This is a genomic window from Trichocoleus sp. FACHB-90, assembly GCF_014695505.1.
In the GTDB taxonomy this organism is placed as follows: Bacteria; Cyanobacteriota; Cyanobacteriia; order Cyanobacteriales; family FACHB-T130; genus Funiculus; species Funiculus sociatus.
Genome location: NZ_JACJOK010000009.1, coordinates 14,469 through 30,438 on the forward strand (window position 1 = coordinate 14,469; position 15,970 = coordinate 30,438).

Below are 15,970 nucleotides of genomic sequence, written 5' to 3' on the forward strand. Positions count from 1 at the left end.
GTGAGGAAGTTCTCGATGGGAATCTCAAAGCGATCGCACAAGCTGTGCAGTAATTTATCTTGCATCAGTCTGCTGTTGTTGGGAAGCCTTCCTTGCACAGCACAGACCGTTAACTCCCTCAAAATCAGTCCCCGTTTTGGAGTTGGTTACAGCACATCGGGCGCTGCTTTTGATGCGTTTACCAGCTTCGAGGGTTTTGTTCCCCTATTGCAAACTGCGGGAAGCAACCTGACGTTTTTGGAAGGACGGTTGCTTTGGTCAACAAATAATTCTACACTAGGCGGCAATGTATTGTTGGGACACCGATTTTACAACTCGTCTGATAATAGAATCTTTGGCGGTTACGTTTCCTATGACAACCGCAACACGGGGAATGCTGTTTTTAACCAACTCGGTACGGGTTTTGAAAGTTTAGGTGAAAACTGGGATTTCCGAATTAACGCCTATATTCCTGTTGGCGATACCCGACAAGTAGTGGAAGAAAATGTTTTTGATACGGGTTTGTCGATTTCTGCGCCTTTTTTTACCGGAAATTTTTTAAGCTTTGTAGGGGAGACTTCGCGCCAAATTAACCGCCGTTTGGAAGCAGCAATGGCGGGATTTGATTTTGAGGCGGGGGCAAAAATAGCGAATCTGGGCGATGCTGGTGACATCAGAGGTTATGCTGGGCTTTATTATTACGATGCGAATGGTAGCGATGTTCTCGGCTGGCGCACCCGCTTAGAAGTACGTCCGACTGATAGTCTAAGGTTGGGTTTGTCGGTTCAAGACGACGCAACTTTTGGCACTAATGTTGTGTTGAGTGTGGCAGCATTTCCCGGAAGTCGCCCCAAAGGTAGCAGAAATCAAACATTAGCAAGAATGGGGGTGTCGGTAGCACGTCAAGTTAATATTGTGGTTGATGAACAATTTGAGTCTGAGACGATACGCGATCGCTTCACAGTTTTAGCAACTAATCCCAACACCAATGAGCCATATTTCTTCCAGCACGTTAACTTAGATGCACAGGTAGGAAATGGTACTTTTGAGCTTCCATTTGCTACGCTACAAGATGCGCTGAATGTAGCTAAGTCTGACAATATTATTTATGTGCAACCAGGTAATAATTCTACTGAAATCCCCGCCTTCACTCTCCCAAATAATGTAGCGCTATTGTCAACTGCCCCTGTGCAAAGAATTAATGGTGTAGTATTACCGCTTTCTGGTGCTGGGGTACAGCCTATAGTTACAGGAGGTGTCACTTTAGGGAATAATAACACCATTTCTGGGTTTGCGATCGCTAACCCCAACGGCGCTGGCATCACTGGAAATAACATCAGCAACCCCACAATTCGAGAGAATGCGATCGCTAACACAGCAACTGACGGCATCCGATTAGACAATCCTACTGGCAAAGTTACTATTTCTAACAACAACTTTTCTAATATTGATGGTAATGGCATTAGTATCAACACTGCCAATACTCAATCCGAGTTAGTCATAGATTCAAATATCATTAGCCGCGACATTAGCGGTTTTGGTTTCACAGGAATTAAGATTGTAGCTGGTGATGATACCGTAACCACAGCCACCATTTCTAATAACCAAATTTCCGAAAGTATGTTTAGAGGTATCCAAATAGATGCTTTGGGCAATTCCCAAACTCGCCTGTTAGTCGAGTCTAATACTATTAGCGGGAGTCAATTTAATGGAATTACCATTAACGCCGATGAAAACGCCCAAATTTCTACAAGTGTCCGATTAAATACCCTGACAAACAATAATGTTGTGGGCGCTTTTGGAGGCGGCGAATTTGACGCACAAACTTATAGTAACTCTTCGGTTTGCTTGCAACTTGATAATAATAAAAGCACACCGAGTACCAACGGACAGGATTATAATTTAGCCAATAACAATGTTGGCGGTTCTACATTCCAAGTTGAGGATACGCTGGCAACAAATACTGGCACTGTTACTGAGAATCCTGCACCATTAGACTTCCCGAAAGTACCGCGTGGAACTTGTGGCTTTCCGTAAGATTAAGAATACAGGTAATAATTAAAGCCCGCTTGTGCGGGCTTTGTTTGTGTAGCTGCATTCAGTCAGTCGGCGTTTTCTAACTTCCCGCGATCGCGCTTTGCTGTGAATCCGGCAAAATCCGCCCTACCGCTTGTTTCACGAAAGACTGCAAGAAAACCGTGCGTTGATTTTGCTGGAAAACTCTTTGCAGCGTCTCTTTTAATTGGTCAATATTAAACGGATGCCCCTCAGCGGTTATACTGGCTTCCTGCGCTTGGAAGTATTCAATCAAGCACATCCCTGCCAACCGAGTTAGATAGGCGGCGCTGACCCCCTGAACTGCGCCTCCAGCGACAAAAGTGATGGCATTGCCTTTGAGAATACCGCCGATAGTTTGAGTAGAAAGTTCTACCAAACCAAGTTTAAGCATTAAGCTACCCATTGTTCCCGCCACTGTCTGCGCTTGCTGAAGGGAGAATTTTTGCTGATACATAGCGCCCAAATCTATCACCATTTGGGCATTAATCGCAGCAGTTGCCAACAGGTCTAGAGCTGGTACGGGGTTTGCAAAAGCTGTAGCAGCTGCTATCCACTGGAATTGTTCAATTACGGGTAAGGCGCGATCGCGTCTTACCTCATTTAACGCTGTTTTCGCCTCTGCTTTCAACGCACCAGCTACCCGGAAGGTAGTTGTCCACACCAACTGTTGACTTTCTTGGGCTAAAATTTCACTCAAGCGACCAGTCAGTACACTCATGTCTGGGGCTGGAGTTTCCATCCATTCTTGCACTGAACCATCAGAGGAATGCTGACGCACTTTGATCGGACTAGGAGAGGCAGCGATCGCTACTACATCTTCTGCCATCATCATTGATAGCATCCGTTGCCGCAACTGTTGCAACACAGTAGCACCCTCTTCTGGCAAATATTGGTCTTGCTTGTTAAAAACCAATACCGGGCGATGATTTGCTCTCACCAGCTGCTTTAATGTTTGATACTCTGGGTCTGTCAAATCGCCATTTGTGACAAATAGCACTAAATCTGACCTCTCCTCCAACCCCTCCCCTTTAAGGGAAGAAGGCTGAATCGTTAGCTCAGTCGCAGTAAATAAAGCTGGTGTCTCCTGCAAATCCAGTTTTTGCTGCTGTTGAGGAACCCAGTTTGACTTTAAAACTTGAATTAAGGTAGTTTTCCCTACCGCCTTCCCACCAGTAACAGCCAGGTGTATATCTTGGCGATCTATTTCGGCTACGAGTTGCCCAGCTTTTTCTCGCAGTTTAGCATTGGTAACGCGACCTTCTGCCTCTGTCTCTAGTTGAGTAATAACAGCTTGTGCTTGCGCGATCGCGCCTTCCACCTTTTCCCTGTCTATCTTACCCATCTCTGGCAGCTTAGTTTCTTTAGCTGTCCTTCCGAACCACCAGAAACCAGTACCGACTGCTAAAGCGCCCAACATCCCCAACTCACCGAGATGTAATAGCGAATGATGCAGACTCTGCAACATCCACAGCGATAATGATAAGCCTACTCCCCCCACCAAAACGGGTCGCCGCAAGTTGACAGCCATAAACAGTTAAATGTAATTCTGAATACTTGTTTACCAGCATAAAACAAAACCCTGCAACCGTTTCCGATTACAGGGTTTGTTTTACTACTAAGTGGCGGGAAGTGGATTTGAACCACTGACCTTCGGGTTATGAGCCCGACGAGCTACCAGGCTGCTCTATCCCGCGTTGCCGCGTTCACTTATTTAATATAACACTAAATTCAGGAATGTGACAACTAAAGCAAAGATAATTCTCCAACTACCTCTAAACGCTTGAATTTGCCCAGGCTCATAAAGTGTTCAGATAGAGTTTCTGCCATTGTGGGAGTAATCCAGCCCATCTGCTTGAGTAAGTGAATGGCAACGGCATATTTAGCTCGTCCGGCACCATCCATCACCTTAATTGCCAGTCCCATGCCAACGCCTTCTCTACCGATGCACTCAATCCCTTCTGCACCGCCTTTGCTGACGATTTCCCCTTCGGTTAAGCGCATCAGTTCTGTATCAAATTCCCCTTCTCCTGCCACCAGATTCGGGTGATGAGTCATAGCGCGGACGATGCGCTCCATATCCAAATTGTTACCAGAGGCAAGCTGAGCAAACAAGGTAGCCATTTGTCCCAGTTGCATGAAGTAGGTAGGAGCGCCACAATCATCGTGGGCGCTAATAAACTCTGCCGCAGGCATTCGCAGCAACTCGGCAACTTTGCCTAAAATTAGCTGCTGAACTGGGTGATTGCGCTGCAAATAGGTATTCAAAGGCCAATTTCTTGCCTGACAAACCGCGAGCATCCCCGCGTGTTTCCCGGAACAATTGTATTCCAGAGGACTCTTCTTGCCTGGTGGAATTGGACACTGGAGTGCCGAAGGATCGACATCGCTGCGCCAAAGGATGTTAAACGCTTGCCTTACCTGCTGGGTAGTCCCCTTGTGAGAACTACAGATAATCGCTAAGTCTCGATCCGTCAGGTTGTAGCGTTCCAGGGTACCAGTCGTGGTGACTGCTAGTGCCTGAAATGGCTTGAGTGCGGAACGGACAAAAGCGGCTGTTTCTGCGCTACCCGCAACCGATAGTACGCGCCCTCGGTTGTCGCATACGACTGCTTGGGCGCGGTGTGTTGATTCGATAATGCCTTCTCGCAGCAACCGGACTTCCAGTTCTGCGGCTTGAGTTCTTTTTCCCCTTGTCATGGGTAAGACTTTAACATTTTTTGTCGATTGTCAGTAGTCCTTTGTTCATTGTCAGTAGTGATTTGTTGGTTGGGGTTAGAACTGGGAAAGTTGTTAGAACCTCCGGCAACGTTTCAACTTGACAATTCTTTCCTGAGCAATGAGTAATTACAAAAAGTTCCAGATTATGCCACCAGCAACGAAAAATAAGGCAAGAATGCCAAATGTTCGCTGCAAGCGCTGGAAAATCGGCTGGATTTGGTAGGTGACAATGAAGCGATCGCGTGCCAAAATCTCTTCGGGCTTCGTCCAGCATTGACCGTCATACCAGCCTGATTCCTCATAAAATACTGTAGAACTCGAAAGGCGCGATCGCACGTAAGACCAGCCTAAATATAGTCGCAACAGTGCGAATACGACTCCCACGGAAGCGATTGCCCCACCACAGAGGATAAACTTGCCCAGATACTTTCCCGGCGCAAAACTAGCCGCCGACAGCGGTGCTGCTATCATCCACGATATCCCCCAAAGCACCGCCAGCTTTTTGAGATAATCTCCCAAATCTTGCGTCACCCAGCAAAATAACCAGGAATCCTTCAACTCCTGGTACTCATTAATAGGTTGCTGTTCAGTTGGAACCGGGCAAACAGTAACTGTCGATTCCATCATGGTCTTATTCTCCCACTGGCTGGGATGCTGTGAACTCTATTCGTTCAGCGTGTCCCCAAAATGCTTCCAGATTATAAAACTCGCGCTCTGGAGGAAGCAAGATATGAACAATTACATCGCCGTAGTCCATGACTATCCAGCTGCCCTCTGCTTTTCCTTCCACACGCAGTGGTAGCCGTTGGCACTGGGTTTCCACCTTTTCTTCAATCGACTGCGCGATCGCCCTTACCTGTACCCTAGAGAATCCGGTAGCGATCGCGAAGTAATCTGCTAGATAGGATACCTCTGCCACATTTAGCAATACAATATCAGACGCTTTGCGGTCATCCGCTGCCGTGGCAACTGTCATTGCCAGTTCTTGAGAAGCGTTCTGCTTTTCTGCATTTACGGGACGCACGGGCAAACCATTCGTCCCTGTTCGGCTAGAGCGTAATGTTTCGTCTGTGCTGGGCGTTGTCGAATGTACCTTAAACTGTTCTGACATTAAATCCTTATTTCCTTGTTCAAAAACACCTATAAATTCGTCAACAATTGATTTAACTTACAGCCACCCTGACTAAATCCCCAATTATGAATTCTAAATTTCAAATTATGATTTTTGGGCTTCCCGCCTCAAGTTTCTCTAGCTTCCAACTTTTTTACTTTTCATCATTTCTGCTGCTGATTGCTGCTTTTTGCTAGCCATTTGCAATGCCCAATTCCGGGTACGGATCGTGCGCGGATGAATTAAGCAACGGGTATCGAGTAGATATTTCAGAGAATAATCGCAAACCAGCCAAACAGCTTTGTAGAGATTTTCCCAGGCAGCTTGTCTTAAAGCTTCTAACTCACGTGTATCGCCTCTACCTGGTTCTAGGCTATCAGCTAAAAATACGATACAACTCAAGTTACTCATGCCTGGTCTGCCCAAGGTGTGATCCTGAATTGCCTGCAAAATTTCTTCATCAAATATTCCAAATTTGTCTCTAGCTAAAATTGCACTGACATCGGCATGCAGCAAATGCGGATTCTCTTCGTCCACAGAGTCTATTTCCAGTCCTTCTTCCTGTGCCATTTGCAACAGTACAGAAGGCTTAAAATATTTAGCCAGGTCGTGCATCAAGCCGCTGGTTGCCGCTTTTTCGACATCAAGGTGATAATGCAGCGCTAGAGATGCAGCCATCTGCTCAACGCCCAGAATGTGTTTTATCCGAGCGGCAGGGACATTATCTGCTAACCAGGCTAAGACGCGATCGCGCTTAATTGCCACAAATTCCATAAAATAAACGGTAGATGCGTTGAACGACTACTCTGGCGAGAGCAAGAGCGGGTGCTTTTTTCCCAGCAGTTAGTAGGGCGTGATCAACGCCTTAGAAGTTCGCTTGCTGCGAGCATCGCACATAAATCCAAAAGCAACCGCCGCATTGCTCCTATTCTAGATCAATGCAACGAAACCTCGCCAAACAGCTTCTCATACCTGTCCAGAGCTGTATTGAAAGCATAATTTTCGATAGCGTACTCTCTGCCTTGCTTACCCAGCGCTTCGGCTTTGTCCGGATTTTTATACAAATCTAAAATTGCTGCCGCTAGAGCCTCGCTATCTTCCGGGGGTACGACAATACCACCTTTGCTCTGCTGCACTGCTTTAGCGGCCGTACCAGTAGAGGGAACAGAAGCTATTATCGGGCGACCGCTGGCTAATAACAGCTGGATTTTAGAAGGCATATTGAAGGAGATCACGTTTTCTTTTTGCATCACCATTCCAATATCAGCCGCCGCCAGCATTTGCGGCAGTTCTTTGCGCGGTTGAAATGGTAGTAGCAAAACGTTAGTAGCATCTATTTTTTGACGGTACAGCTCCAAATCTTGCAACGCTTTTTCCTCTCCCACAATTACAACAGCAATTTCTGGAATATGCTTGAGGCGAGCGGCTGCATCAATAAGGGCTGTCAAAGGTTGGGTGCGACCAATATTACCGGAGTAGAGAACAACAAATTTACCGTTAAGTTGATAAGCCTTACGGAAGGGACTTTCTTCTTTTGGTAAGGGTTGGATAAAGTTAATATCAACCCAGTTGGGAATTAATACAATTTTGTTTTCTTCGACACCTTTGCCCACCAAATTGTCAACAAACCCATCACTAATGACACTAATCTTAGTTGCACTCCTATAGGCAAATTTTTCCAGTCCTTCAAAGATGCGAATCATCCGTTTGTTTGTGAGCAGACCTGTATGGACGGCTGCTTCCGGCAAAATATCCTGAAGATTTAATATCACTGGGCAACGGTGCAACCATCCCAGCATCGCCGCCGGAACGGCAACTGGCAGGGGCGGCACAGTTAAAAGAATCACATCCGGGCGCAGACCTTTAAGAGCATGAACTAAGCTGATGAGGACAAAGCTGGCATCCAACATAATTCGATCCAACAAACCCGGATTAGGGCGAATCCAGACATAATTACGCTGAACTGCCACACCCTTTTTCTTTTCGGTCATGTACAATTTGCCCTTATATTCATCGTATATGCGCCGTTGCGGATAGTTGGGCATGGCAGTGACAACACGCACTTCATGACCTTGTTGTACTAAACCTTCTGCTAGTTCGGTCATCAAAGGGGCAATGCCTATGGGTTCGGGATGGTAGTTATAGGAATAAATCAAAATCCGCATTTTTCTAGGTTCAACCACATTTTGAGCGGAAAGCTTCTACCTAGTTTAATCGCGGCTAGTCCTATGTGGCAGCGATCGCGTATCCTGCTTGTAGTTGATTTCGCTCATAATCTGTAGCTAAGTGAAGTGTGTACTCACTACAGACACATTCTTAAGTGTAAATTGTTCCATATTTAATTTGCCTACCTAAAGCAGCTAAGAGCCTAGCTAGGACTGGATTTTTCCTTCTTGGCTTGTAAATGCCCGACTTTGACCAGCTTACTACTGCGATCGCAGTAGTAAGCCACTCAGCGAAGGACTTTTCTTCGCATCAACAAGCAATTTCGCCCGTCACTCATCCGGATGTAACAAAGTTCATCCGTAAACTGTTGCATAAATATCAATCCCCTCCCCCCTTCATTTTCCAAGGGGTCAAAATCCTTTTGGTTTAATAATGAAAGCTTTGATTGCAGCTTTGCTTCTAAATCAAATCGCTCTCCGTAGTCCCAAATCCGCATTTCCAGGTAGCCAGCAAAAACTTTCACCTGGATTTCAATTGGAGTATTCTGCGGTAAGTCTTTGTGAGCATGGCGAACCGCATTCGTGAAGCCTTCTGTCAAGGCAACCTGACATTGCCACCATAATTCATAGGGCAGCAACGGTAGAGTAAGTTGCTCAAACCATTGCAAAACTTCTGTTAAAGCATTCAAATCCGTCTCAACCTGAAGACGGGACTGTACCAGCGGTTGTTCCTTTTGCATTAACAGAAGTAATTGGGGTTTCCTAATAAGCACCACTGTTTTTGCGAAATAAGATCAGGACAGTTTTAACAATTAGCTGGATATCGTAAATCAAGCTCCAGTTTTGCTGGTAGCGTAAATCTAAGCGGATTACGTCTTCAAAATTGCGTACTTGGCTTCGCCCATTTACCTGCCACTCCCCTGTCATACCGGGTTTCACATCTAAACGCTGCCATTCTGGCACTTCATAGCGCTCAACTTCATCCGGCGTAGGTGGTCTAGTGCCTACCAAACTCATCTCCCCTTTGAGTACATTCCAAAACTGAGGCAGTTCATCCAAACTACTCTTGCGTAAAAAGCGACCCACCCGCGTCACTCGCGGATCGTTTTCATTCTTGAAAAATGCACCCGTAGCTTGGTTTTCGATTTTGTCTTTCAGTGCTTCCGCATTTACGCACATCGAGCGAAATTTCCAAACCCGAAACCGCCTACCCATCCAACCGCAGCGAATCTGACTAAAGAAGATTGGCCCAGGATCGTCTACTTTTATGGCAATAACAATGGGGATAAACAAAATTGCTGAAATTACCAAACCTATCAGCGCCCCCACCACGTCAATACAACGCTTCACCCAGGAACGCACCGAAGGATGAGTTTCTGGTAGCTGTTTGTCTGACTTTTGTCCAGGTTTAGGTGTGGTGGTATCTTTCGACTGCTCAATCGTCAAAACCTGATCGAGTCCCGTCATCGCCAAAACCGCCATCACTTGAGGATGGACGCTCCGGAGTACCAATTTTACTCCTTTGTCCCGCGCTACTTTCACATTACTAACCAGTGCTCCGACACCACTGCTATCTATAAATGTCGTCTGGCTCAAATCCAGAACTAATTGGTCGGTGACGGAACTCCCTTGCAAAAACTGCTGACAGCTTGTTTTAAAAGCCACTGCCTCAAGGACTGTGAGGCGAGGGGGCAGTTGCACTACAGGAGTTTCGTTGTAGAACGTAATCTGAAATTCTGCCTCTGGGTTGGGGGCTACCATGAAAACCTGGTACTAAGTTGCCACTTAACATTCTGAGCAATATTTTGCCTTAGTCAATTCAACTTCATCAAAAGTTTTTGTTAATTTTTTTTAATACTTAAGAAATAATAATAAAAGTATATTTTTTCTTTACAAAAATACAATAACCAAGCTTGTACTAGCTGACACCTTCACAGCAACAGCCGCGCCAAATGACGGAGTGGTTAATTGAGGCACTCCAGGCAGACAATAGATTGGTAGAGAGACACACTCAATGAGTACAGCGTGAGCGATTTGCTTGCCCTCACGCTTTTTGCAACATGACCCCTAAAACCGCCGAATCCTCGAAGGCGCGGCTGATTGAAGTCTTTTCCGCTATTCAAGGCGAAGGACTCAACGTCGGCACCCGCCAGATATTCATCCGCTTTGCCCTCTGTGACCTGCGCTGTTACTTTTGCGATAGCGCCCATACCTGGCACACACCAGCCACCTGTAGCATCGAGCAGACACCCGGAGAGCGCGATTTTGAAACCCACTCCAATCCAGTAACTATCCCAATGTTACTGGATTGGATAAATCGGCAAAATCAACCCGGTCTGCACGATAGCATCAGCCTCACTGGTGGCGAACCCCTGCTTCATGCACCCTTTTTGGTAGAATTTCTGCCCCAGTTGGGCGACTTAACTAAGTTGCCAATTTATCTAGAAACTGGCGGTCATCGCCCGGAACATCTGGCAACGATTTTGCCCTATCTCGATTCTGTGGGCATGGATATTAAGCTGCCTAGTGTAAGCGGGGAAAGCCACTGGCAAACTCACGCGGAATTTCTCCAGCTTTGTTGGGATTCACAAGCTGAGGTTTTTGTCAAGTTGATTATTTCCAGTAAAACTGAGGCAGCTGAGCTGGAACAGGCAGCTGAGTTGGTGGCATCTGTTAGCCCTGGCATCCCGGCGTTTCTACAGCCAGTGACACCCCTGGAGATCCCTCATAGTCTGCCAGTGCTTCCCCCAACGCCCCAGCAGGTTCTGGAGTGGCAGGTGTTGATGAAACGAAGCCTTAAGCAGGTGCGAGTTGTGCCACAGACTCATAAAATGTTGGGGCAACTTTAAATTGTTCATGGTTTATTGGAAATTGCCAACGAACCATGAACAGTCCTGATTACTAAATCGGGGTGCTAAAAATACGGTGTTTGTATAAAGAATTGATAAAGAACCCAGAAATTTATGTGAAATTACGGTGTAGAAAATCGTCTTAAAGTATCACTTAAACTGTTCTAAACCTCTCCTTAAGAGAAACGCCTGATGCTGAGAAAGTAAAATTTCCTCGTTTTAGAGATGATGCAAGCAAGGCATTGGCTTTGGGCGTTTAGTTGTTCCCTGGTGGTATCTGCGCTCTCTATCGCGGCAAATACTACCTCAGCTTACGCAGTTTCCCTACAAAACACTCTGGCGATTCCCGGTGAAAGTACGGATTTATTCCCACTCAATGGTAGTAGTGGTGGTGCCAACATCAATCGCTTAGGTTTTTTCTCGGATATTTATTACGATCGCTACGAGAATGTTTACTACGGTTTGGGCGATCGCGGCGCAGGCGGCGGTGTCCTTTCCTATCAAACGCGGGTTCAGAAATTTTCTTTGGATGTTGATCCAAACACGGGGGCTATTAGCAATTTCAATGTGCTGAAGACAATTCTGTTTACTAAGGACGGTGAAAACTTCAACGGGTTAAACCCCACGCTACTCAACGGCGATGCTGGAAATCTCGGTCTTAGCTTTGACCCGGAGGGCTTTGCAGTTGCTCCTAATGGGAATTTCTACGTTTCAGATGAGTATGGCCCCTCTGTTTATGAGTTCAGTTCGACGGGTTCGTTCCTCAAAGCATTTACGACTCCAGAAAATATAGTTCCCAAAGTGGGAAGCATCCCCAACTATGTTGATGGTCGCCCAACCCTGACCAGTGGTCGCCAGGATAACCGAGGATTTGAGGGGGTGACTCTCAGTCCTGACGGCAGTAAACTGTTTGCGATGCTGCAAGACCCTTTAGTAAACGAGGGAAGCCCCGATGGACGACGCAGCCAGAATTTGAGAATTGTGGAATTTGATACGGCAACGCGATCGCCCGTCGCTCAATATATTTACCAGCTAGAAAGTCTTGCCGCTATTAATGATCGCATTCCGGGAACTGATGACGATTTTGGGCAAAATTCTCAAGGTCGCAATATTGGCATTAGCGCTATTACCGCCCTCAATAACAATGAGTTCTTGGTGCTGGAACGCGATAATCGCGGCGTGGGCGAAGCTGATCCTCTAGGTGAAGCCCCAGTCGCCAGTAAGCGCGTTTACAAAATTGATCTCACAGGTGCCACAGATGTCAGCAACATCAGCTTGGCAGGTACAAACACGCTACCAGCTGGCGTAACACCTGTTAGCAAGTCTCTGTTTCTTGACATTGCCGAACAGCTGAAAGCAGCTGGGCAGGTAATCCCTGAGAAGTTGGAAGGTTTGGGAATTGGGCCTCAGCTCAAGGATGGTTCCTACGCAATTATACTAGGCACCGATAACGACTTTAGCGTTACTCAGGGAGATGCGGGTCAGCTGGATGTTTGCACTGATGGTACAGCCTTTACTCTCGTATCTATTGATAGCGGCTGTCCTTCTGGACAAAAATTGCTTCCTGCCTACCTCTACTCGTTTAAAGCTAGTGCTAAAGAGTTAGAGGGGTTTGTGCCGCCAGAAAAAGTGCCAGAACCAGCTGCAACTGTTGGGTTAATGCTACTGGGTTTTGGTGGTTTGTTGCTCCGGCGGCAATAAAAAGGCAAAAAAGAAGAATTATTCAATCTCGTTACCAGGCTGGGCCTGGTAACGAGAATAACTTCGGCTTTCCGTTTAAGGTGTCGCCTCGCGTGAACCTTTTACTTTAGCTTTTGCTTTGGATGCACTGCGTTTGAGAGCAGTGAGTCGGGTTTCATATTTGTTACGTTGACGCTTACTAGGGGTTTGCTCAAGCAGAGCTTTCAAGGCGCTACCAAGACTTTTATAGGCATTGGGGAGAGAATAGCCGAAACGGGTGGCTAGCGCGATCGCTTTCTCATCCGCTTCAATCATTTCTTTTACTTGCTTGTCCCCATTATTTTTCTGATAAAGTCGGTAGCCTGATACGCCACACAACGCCAAAGCTAACAACAGCAGCAACCCATCTTGTACCCAGAGTTCGCCCACTGCGCCACCTAAACCAATGGCTAGCGCCGCCATTTCCCAACCATCTCTGGGAATGGTGTCATTTTGAATCCGAGCGACTTCGTGCCAAAATAGCAAGTTGCGCTGATCGAGTGCCAATTGATCCCATTTCACCAGGTCAATTTGAATCTCGATTTGATCCTTGCCAATTTCTTCACAGCGGAGCAGGGGGGGATTTACCTCAGTCGTTCCCTCCACTGTTACCCAGCTTTGCAATTCTGGCGGCAGTAAAGTTTTTAAACGCCGGAGTTCACTCATCTCGGCTCTGGCAGAAGAGGTTACATAGGATGTCATAGTCCAGCCCCAGGAAGTTCGCTTCTCTACAGTAAGGGTATCATTTTGCAGTATAGCGATCTTCTGGCTAGAAACAGATTTACTCGGAGGGGAATCTTCCCCGCTTCTTGCGAGCTTCCATTGCCTTCTCTAACATTTGTAGTAATCCTGGGGCTTCTTCTTGAAGGGTGAGTAATAATCTCTCTCCCATTTCTTGATCACCTGGATCGACGCCTGTTTCCATCACTTCTTTGAGGCGAGGCACCGCTACATTATCCACAATTTGAACTAAACCTGCCAGACAGCGGTGAAATTGTCTTTCTGTGAGAATCGAATCTTCCAGGGGAAACTCAATGATGGCACGAATTTCACCATCGGTCGGGTCATACTCCCATTGCAGCATTTTGGTTTCCCAGGAAATGCAAAGCATTGTCTGGAGGATAGCTTCTTTGTAAGGATGGTCTTTAACTCCAGCTATAACTTGGGGAGCAAATAGTTTGAAAAACTCTCCCTCTTCATCTAGCTGAACAACAATTAAGAATTCTTCTACGTTTTCCGCTTGCACACCCGTCAGAATGCGGTAAGCTTCTTCGTCGATATGGTATTTCCAACCTTGGCTGTCTAGATACTTGGCAATCTGTTGTAGGGTAGTACCCATGAAAGTTCGCGACTCAGGGTGAGCAGGAGTAATCTGCACCAGTATAATATAACCCGCTACCGGACAACGGCATAGAGTTGCATAGCGACTACTGGCCTTGAAAGAGCGATCGCTCCTCACGGTGCTTTTGTCTTGTAATTGTCCTTGGTGGCGGAAGCGGTTTAAGTCCTGTGGTAAGAACGACCACCCAGGTATAAGGCTGCTGCTAAGGCTATCCCTGGCAATGTAATAGCTGCTGCCATAGGAGTGTTTAACCAACCGGGTTGCTGATATTGTTGCCGATAATAAGCAGATTTTAATCCACAAGGTTGAGCTTCACTTGCTGAAGCGAACAAAATGCCACTTGCGACAAGGGCGGTGGATGCGATCGCTGCCACTGAGGATTTTACTTTCATGAGAAGATTTCTCCGGCTTCGCACAATTTCCATTTATTGTAACTGGCTCTGACTGAAGTGGGATGCGATCGCGCAAATCCCCACTCTCGAACTCTCGTAAATCCAGCTAATCTGAGTCTTTGAGATCAGCCGCAATAAAAAAAGAGCGATCTAAATGCGATCGCTCCTAATATATCTCTTACACCCCTCTCCGCTTGCAAAGAGAGCTGGGGATGAGGTTCTTAAATCTTCGCTTCTTCCCTTACCAACTTGTCCCAACCCAAATCTTTGAGGTTGTTATTCCGACGCAGGGGACGAGTTACCAATTCTAGAATGTCGCGAGCATTAGTAAAGCCGTGAATCTGAGCAAAAGTGAACTCAACAGACCACTTTGTATTGATACCGCGTGCTTCTAATGGGTTAGCGTGAGCCATACCAGTAATTACAAGATCGATATTCTGCTCTTTTATCCGCTGAATTTGATTGTAATTATCTGGCTTCTCGATAATTTTGGGTGTAGGTACTCCCATTTCGTGGCAAGTCTTCTCTAACAACGCCAATTCAGCAGCTTGATAGCGCTTATCCATGTAGGGGATGCCGATTTCCGGGCAAGTCATGCCGCAGCGAATTAGAAACCGCGCCAAAGAGATTTCTAGCAAGTTGTCACCCATAAAGAAGACAGATTTGCCGCGAATCAGTTGGAGATAGTCTTCCAAATTTGCCCAAATTTGCGCTTCTCGCTCATCTAACCCTTGGGGTTCAATTCCGAACACCGAGCAGATTTTCTCAATCCAGGCGCGGGTGCCATCGGGGCCAATTGGGAAGGGTGCGCCGATGAGTTTGCACTTGCGACGACGCATCAGGGTGGTGGCGGTGCGGCTGAGGAAGGGGTTGACACCAGAAACATAATACCCTTCTTCCAGAACTGGTAGTTCGGTGTAACGCTTGGAGGGTAGCCAGCCGGAGACTTTAATGCCTTGCTTTTTCAGTTCCAGTGTCAGATTGGTAACAACTGGATCGGGGAGAGAACCGAAAAGAACTAGCGGTGGATGCTTGACATATTCGGCTTCGTCTGCTGTTACGTCTTCTTTCTTTTTGCCAAAGTTGAGTAGGGAAGCGATCGCATTCCTTTCTTTCTTCTCAGTTTCCACTACGGGCGCTTGATCGGGACAACGCGCCGCCATCGCCGCCAGCACGGTGTCTTCCCCTTGGGTAAAGGCGTAATCTAAACCGTTGGCACGAGCTGTCACAATGGGGATACCGATTTCCGCTTCCAGCTTGGGTGCCAAGCCTTCCAAATCCATCTTGATGATTTCTGTGGTGCAGGTACCAATCCAGACGATAACACTGGGATTGCGATCGCGCTTAATTTGCAAGCACAGCCGCTTGAGTTCTTCATAGTCATTCAACTGAGCCGAGATATCCCCTTCTTCTAACTCAGCCATCGCATAGCGGGGTTCAGCAAAAATCATCACCCCCATCGCATTTTGCAGGAAATAGCCGCAGGTTTTCGTACCGATAACCAGGAAAAAACTATCTTCTATCTTTTGGTACAGCCACGCCACGCAGCTGATCGGGCAAAATGTGTGATAATTTCCGGTTTCACACTCATAAGTCAACGCTTGCGGTTCGGTATTAGCAAGGGTCATAGATTATTT

Annotated in this window: 15 protein-coding genes and 1 tRNA gene; 3 read left to right on the forward strand and 13 right to left on the reverse strand. The window is 46.7% G+C overall.

Annotated elements, in window-relative coordinates; translation table 11 throughout:
* Positions 1–15 precede the first annotated feature (15 nt).
* Positions 16–2,016 carry a right-handed parallel beta-helix repeat-containing protein gene (locus H6F74_RS01905; protein WP_190435459.1) on the forward strand — a complete coding sequence of 667 codons (2,001 nt, stop codon included), beginning with the start codon at positions 16–18 and terminating at the stop codon, positions 2,014–2,016.
* A gap of 79 nt (positions 2,017–2,095) precedes the next feature.
* On the opposite strand, the gene H6F74_RS01910 is transcribed toward H6F74_RS01905, so the two are convergent.
* From H6F74_RS01910 to H6F74_RS01950, 9 genes are all read right to left on the reverse strand, one after another.
* Positions 2,096–3,565 carry a DUF697 domain-containing protein gene (locus H6F74_RS01910; protein ID WP_190435463.1) on the reverse strand — a complete coding sequence of 490 codons (1,470 nt, stop codon included), beginning with the start codon at positions 3,563–3,565 and terminating at the stop codon, positions 2,096–2,098.
* 92 nt (positions 3,566–3,657) lie between these two features.
* A tRNA-Met gene (locus tag H6F74_RS01915) sits at positions 3,658–3,731 on the reverse strand.
* Between the two features lie 49 nt (positions 3,732–3,780).
* The gene (locus tag H6F74_RS01920) at positions 3,781–4,734 is read right to left on the reverse strand and encodes an asparaginase (RefSeq protein ID WP_190435465.1); all 954 of its coding nucleotides are present in this window, start codon (positions 4,732–4,734) and stop codon (positions 3,781–3,783) included.
* A 147-nt stretch (positions 4,735–4,881) separates the two neighbouring features.
* Positions 4,882–5,382: a CGLD27 family protein gene (locus H6F74_RS01925; protein ID WP_190417895.1), complete on the reverse strand. Its 501-nt coding sequence runs from the start codon at positions 5,380–5,382 to the stop codon at positions 4,882–4,884.
* Between the two features lie 4 nt (positions 5,383–5,386).
* A complete protein-coding gene (rsfS, locus tag H6F74_RS01930) occupies positions 5,387–5,866 on the reverse strand; it encodes a ribosome silencing factor (RefSeq protein ID WP_190435468.1) in 480 nt (159 codons plus the stop codon).
* 138 nt (positions 5,867–6,004) lie between these two features.
* Positions 6,005–6,640, reverse strand: coding sequence for a bis(5'-nucleosyl)-tetraphosphatase (symmetrical) YqeK (yqeK, locus tag H6F74_RS01935; RefSeq protein WP_190435475.1), 636 nt, complete (start codon positions 6,638–6,640; stop codon positions 6,005–6,007).
* 161 nt (positions 6,641–6,801) lie between these two features.
* On the reverse strand, positions 6,802–8,031 hold the full coding sequence (locus H6F74_RS01940) for a glycosyltransferase family 4 protein (RefSeq protein ID WP_190435477.1): 1,230 nt from the start codon (positions 8,029–8,031) through the stop codon (positions 6,802–6,804).
* Positions 8,032–8,318: 287 nt separating this feature from the next.
* Positions 8,319–8,771 (reverse strand): ATP-binding protein, encoded by a 453-nt coding sequence (locus H6F74_RS01945; RefSeq protein ID WP_190435480.1) that lies wholly within the window; start codon positions 8,769–8,771, stop codon positions 8,319–8,321.
* Positions 8,772–8,793: 22 nt separating this feature from the next.
* Positions 8,794–9,792: an anti-sigma factor antagonist gene (locus H6F74_RS01950; RefSeq protein ID WP_190435483.1), complete on the reverse strand. Its 999-nt coding sequence runs from the start codon at positions 9,790–9,792 to the stop codon at positions 8,794–8,796.
* Positions 9,793–10,091: 299 nt separating this feature from the next.
* Here H6F74_RS01950 and H6F74_RS01955 point away from each other — a divergent pair, with 299 nt between their 5' ends.
* The gene (locus H6F74_RS01955; protein WP_190435486.1) at positions 10,092–10,880 is read left to right on the forward strand and encodes a 7-carboxy-7-deazaguanine synthase QueE; all 789 of its coding nucleotides are present in this window, start codon (positions 10,092–10,094) and stop codon (positions 10,878–10,880) included.
* A gap of 225 nt (positions 10,881–11,105) precedes the next feature.
* A complete protein-coding gene (locus tag H6F74_RS01960) occupies positions 11,106–12,581 on the forward strand; it encodes an esterase-like activity of phytase family protein (RefSeq protein WP_190435490.1) in 1,476 nt (491 codons plus the stop codon).
* 75 nt (positions 12,582–12,656) lie between these two features.
* Here H6F74_RS01960 and H6F74_RS01965 read toward each other — a convergent pair whose 3' ends face one another.
* From H6F74_RS01965 to H6F74_RS01980, 4 genes are all read right to left on the reverse strand, one after another.
* A complete protein-coding gene (locus H6F74_RS01965) occupies positions 12,657–13,301 on the reverse strand; it encodes a DUF3318 domain-containing protein (RefSeq protein ID WP_190435492.1) in 645 nt (214 codons plus the stop codon).
* Between the two features lie 79 nt (positions 13,302–13,380).
* The gene (locus H6F74_RS01970; protein ID WP_190435701.1) at positions 13,381–13,938 is read right to left on the reverse strand and encodes a hypothetical protein; all 558 of its coding nucleotides are present in this window, start codon (positions 13,936–13,938) and stop codon (positions 13,381–13,383) included.
* A 161-nt stretch (positions 13,939–14,099) separates the two neighbouring features.
* A complete protein-coding gene (locus tag H6F74_RS01975; RefSeq protein ID WP_199298185.1) occupies positions 14,100–14,333 on the reverse strand; it encodes a hypothetical protein in 234 nt (77 codons plus the stop codon).
* Between the two features lie 221 nt (positions 14,334–14,554).
* Positions 14,555–15,961 carry a ferredoxin:protochlorophyllide reductase (ATP-dependent) subunit N gene (locus H6F74_RS01980; protein WP_190435500.1) on the reverse strand — a complete coding sequence of 469 codons (1,407 nt, stop codon included), beginning with the start codon at positions 15,959–15,961 and terminating at the stop codon, positions 14,555–14,557.
* Positions 15,962–15,970 lie beyond the last annotated feature (9 nt).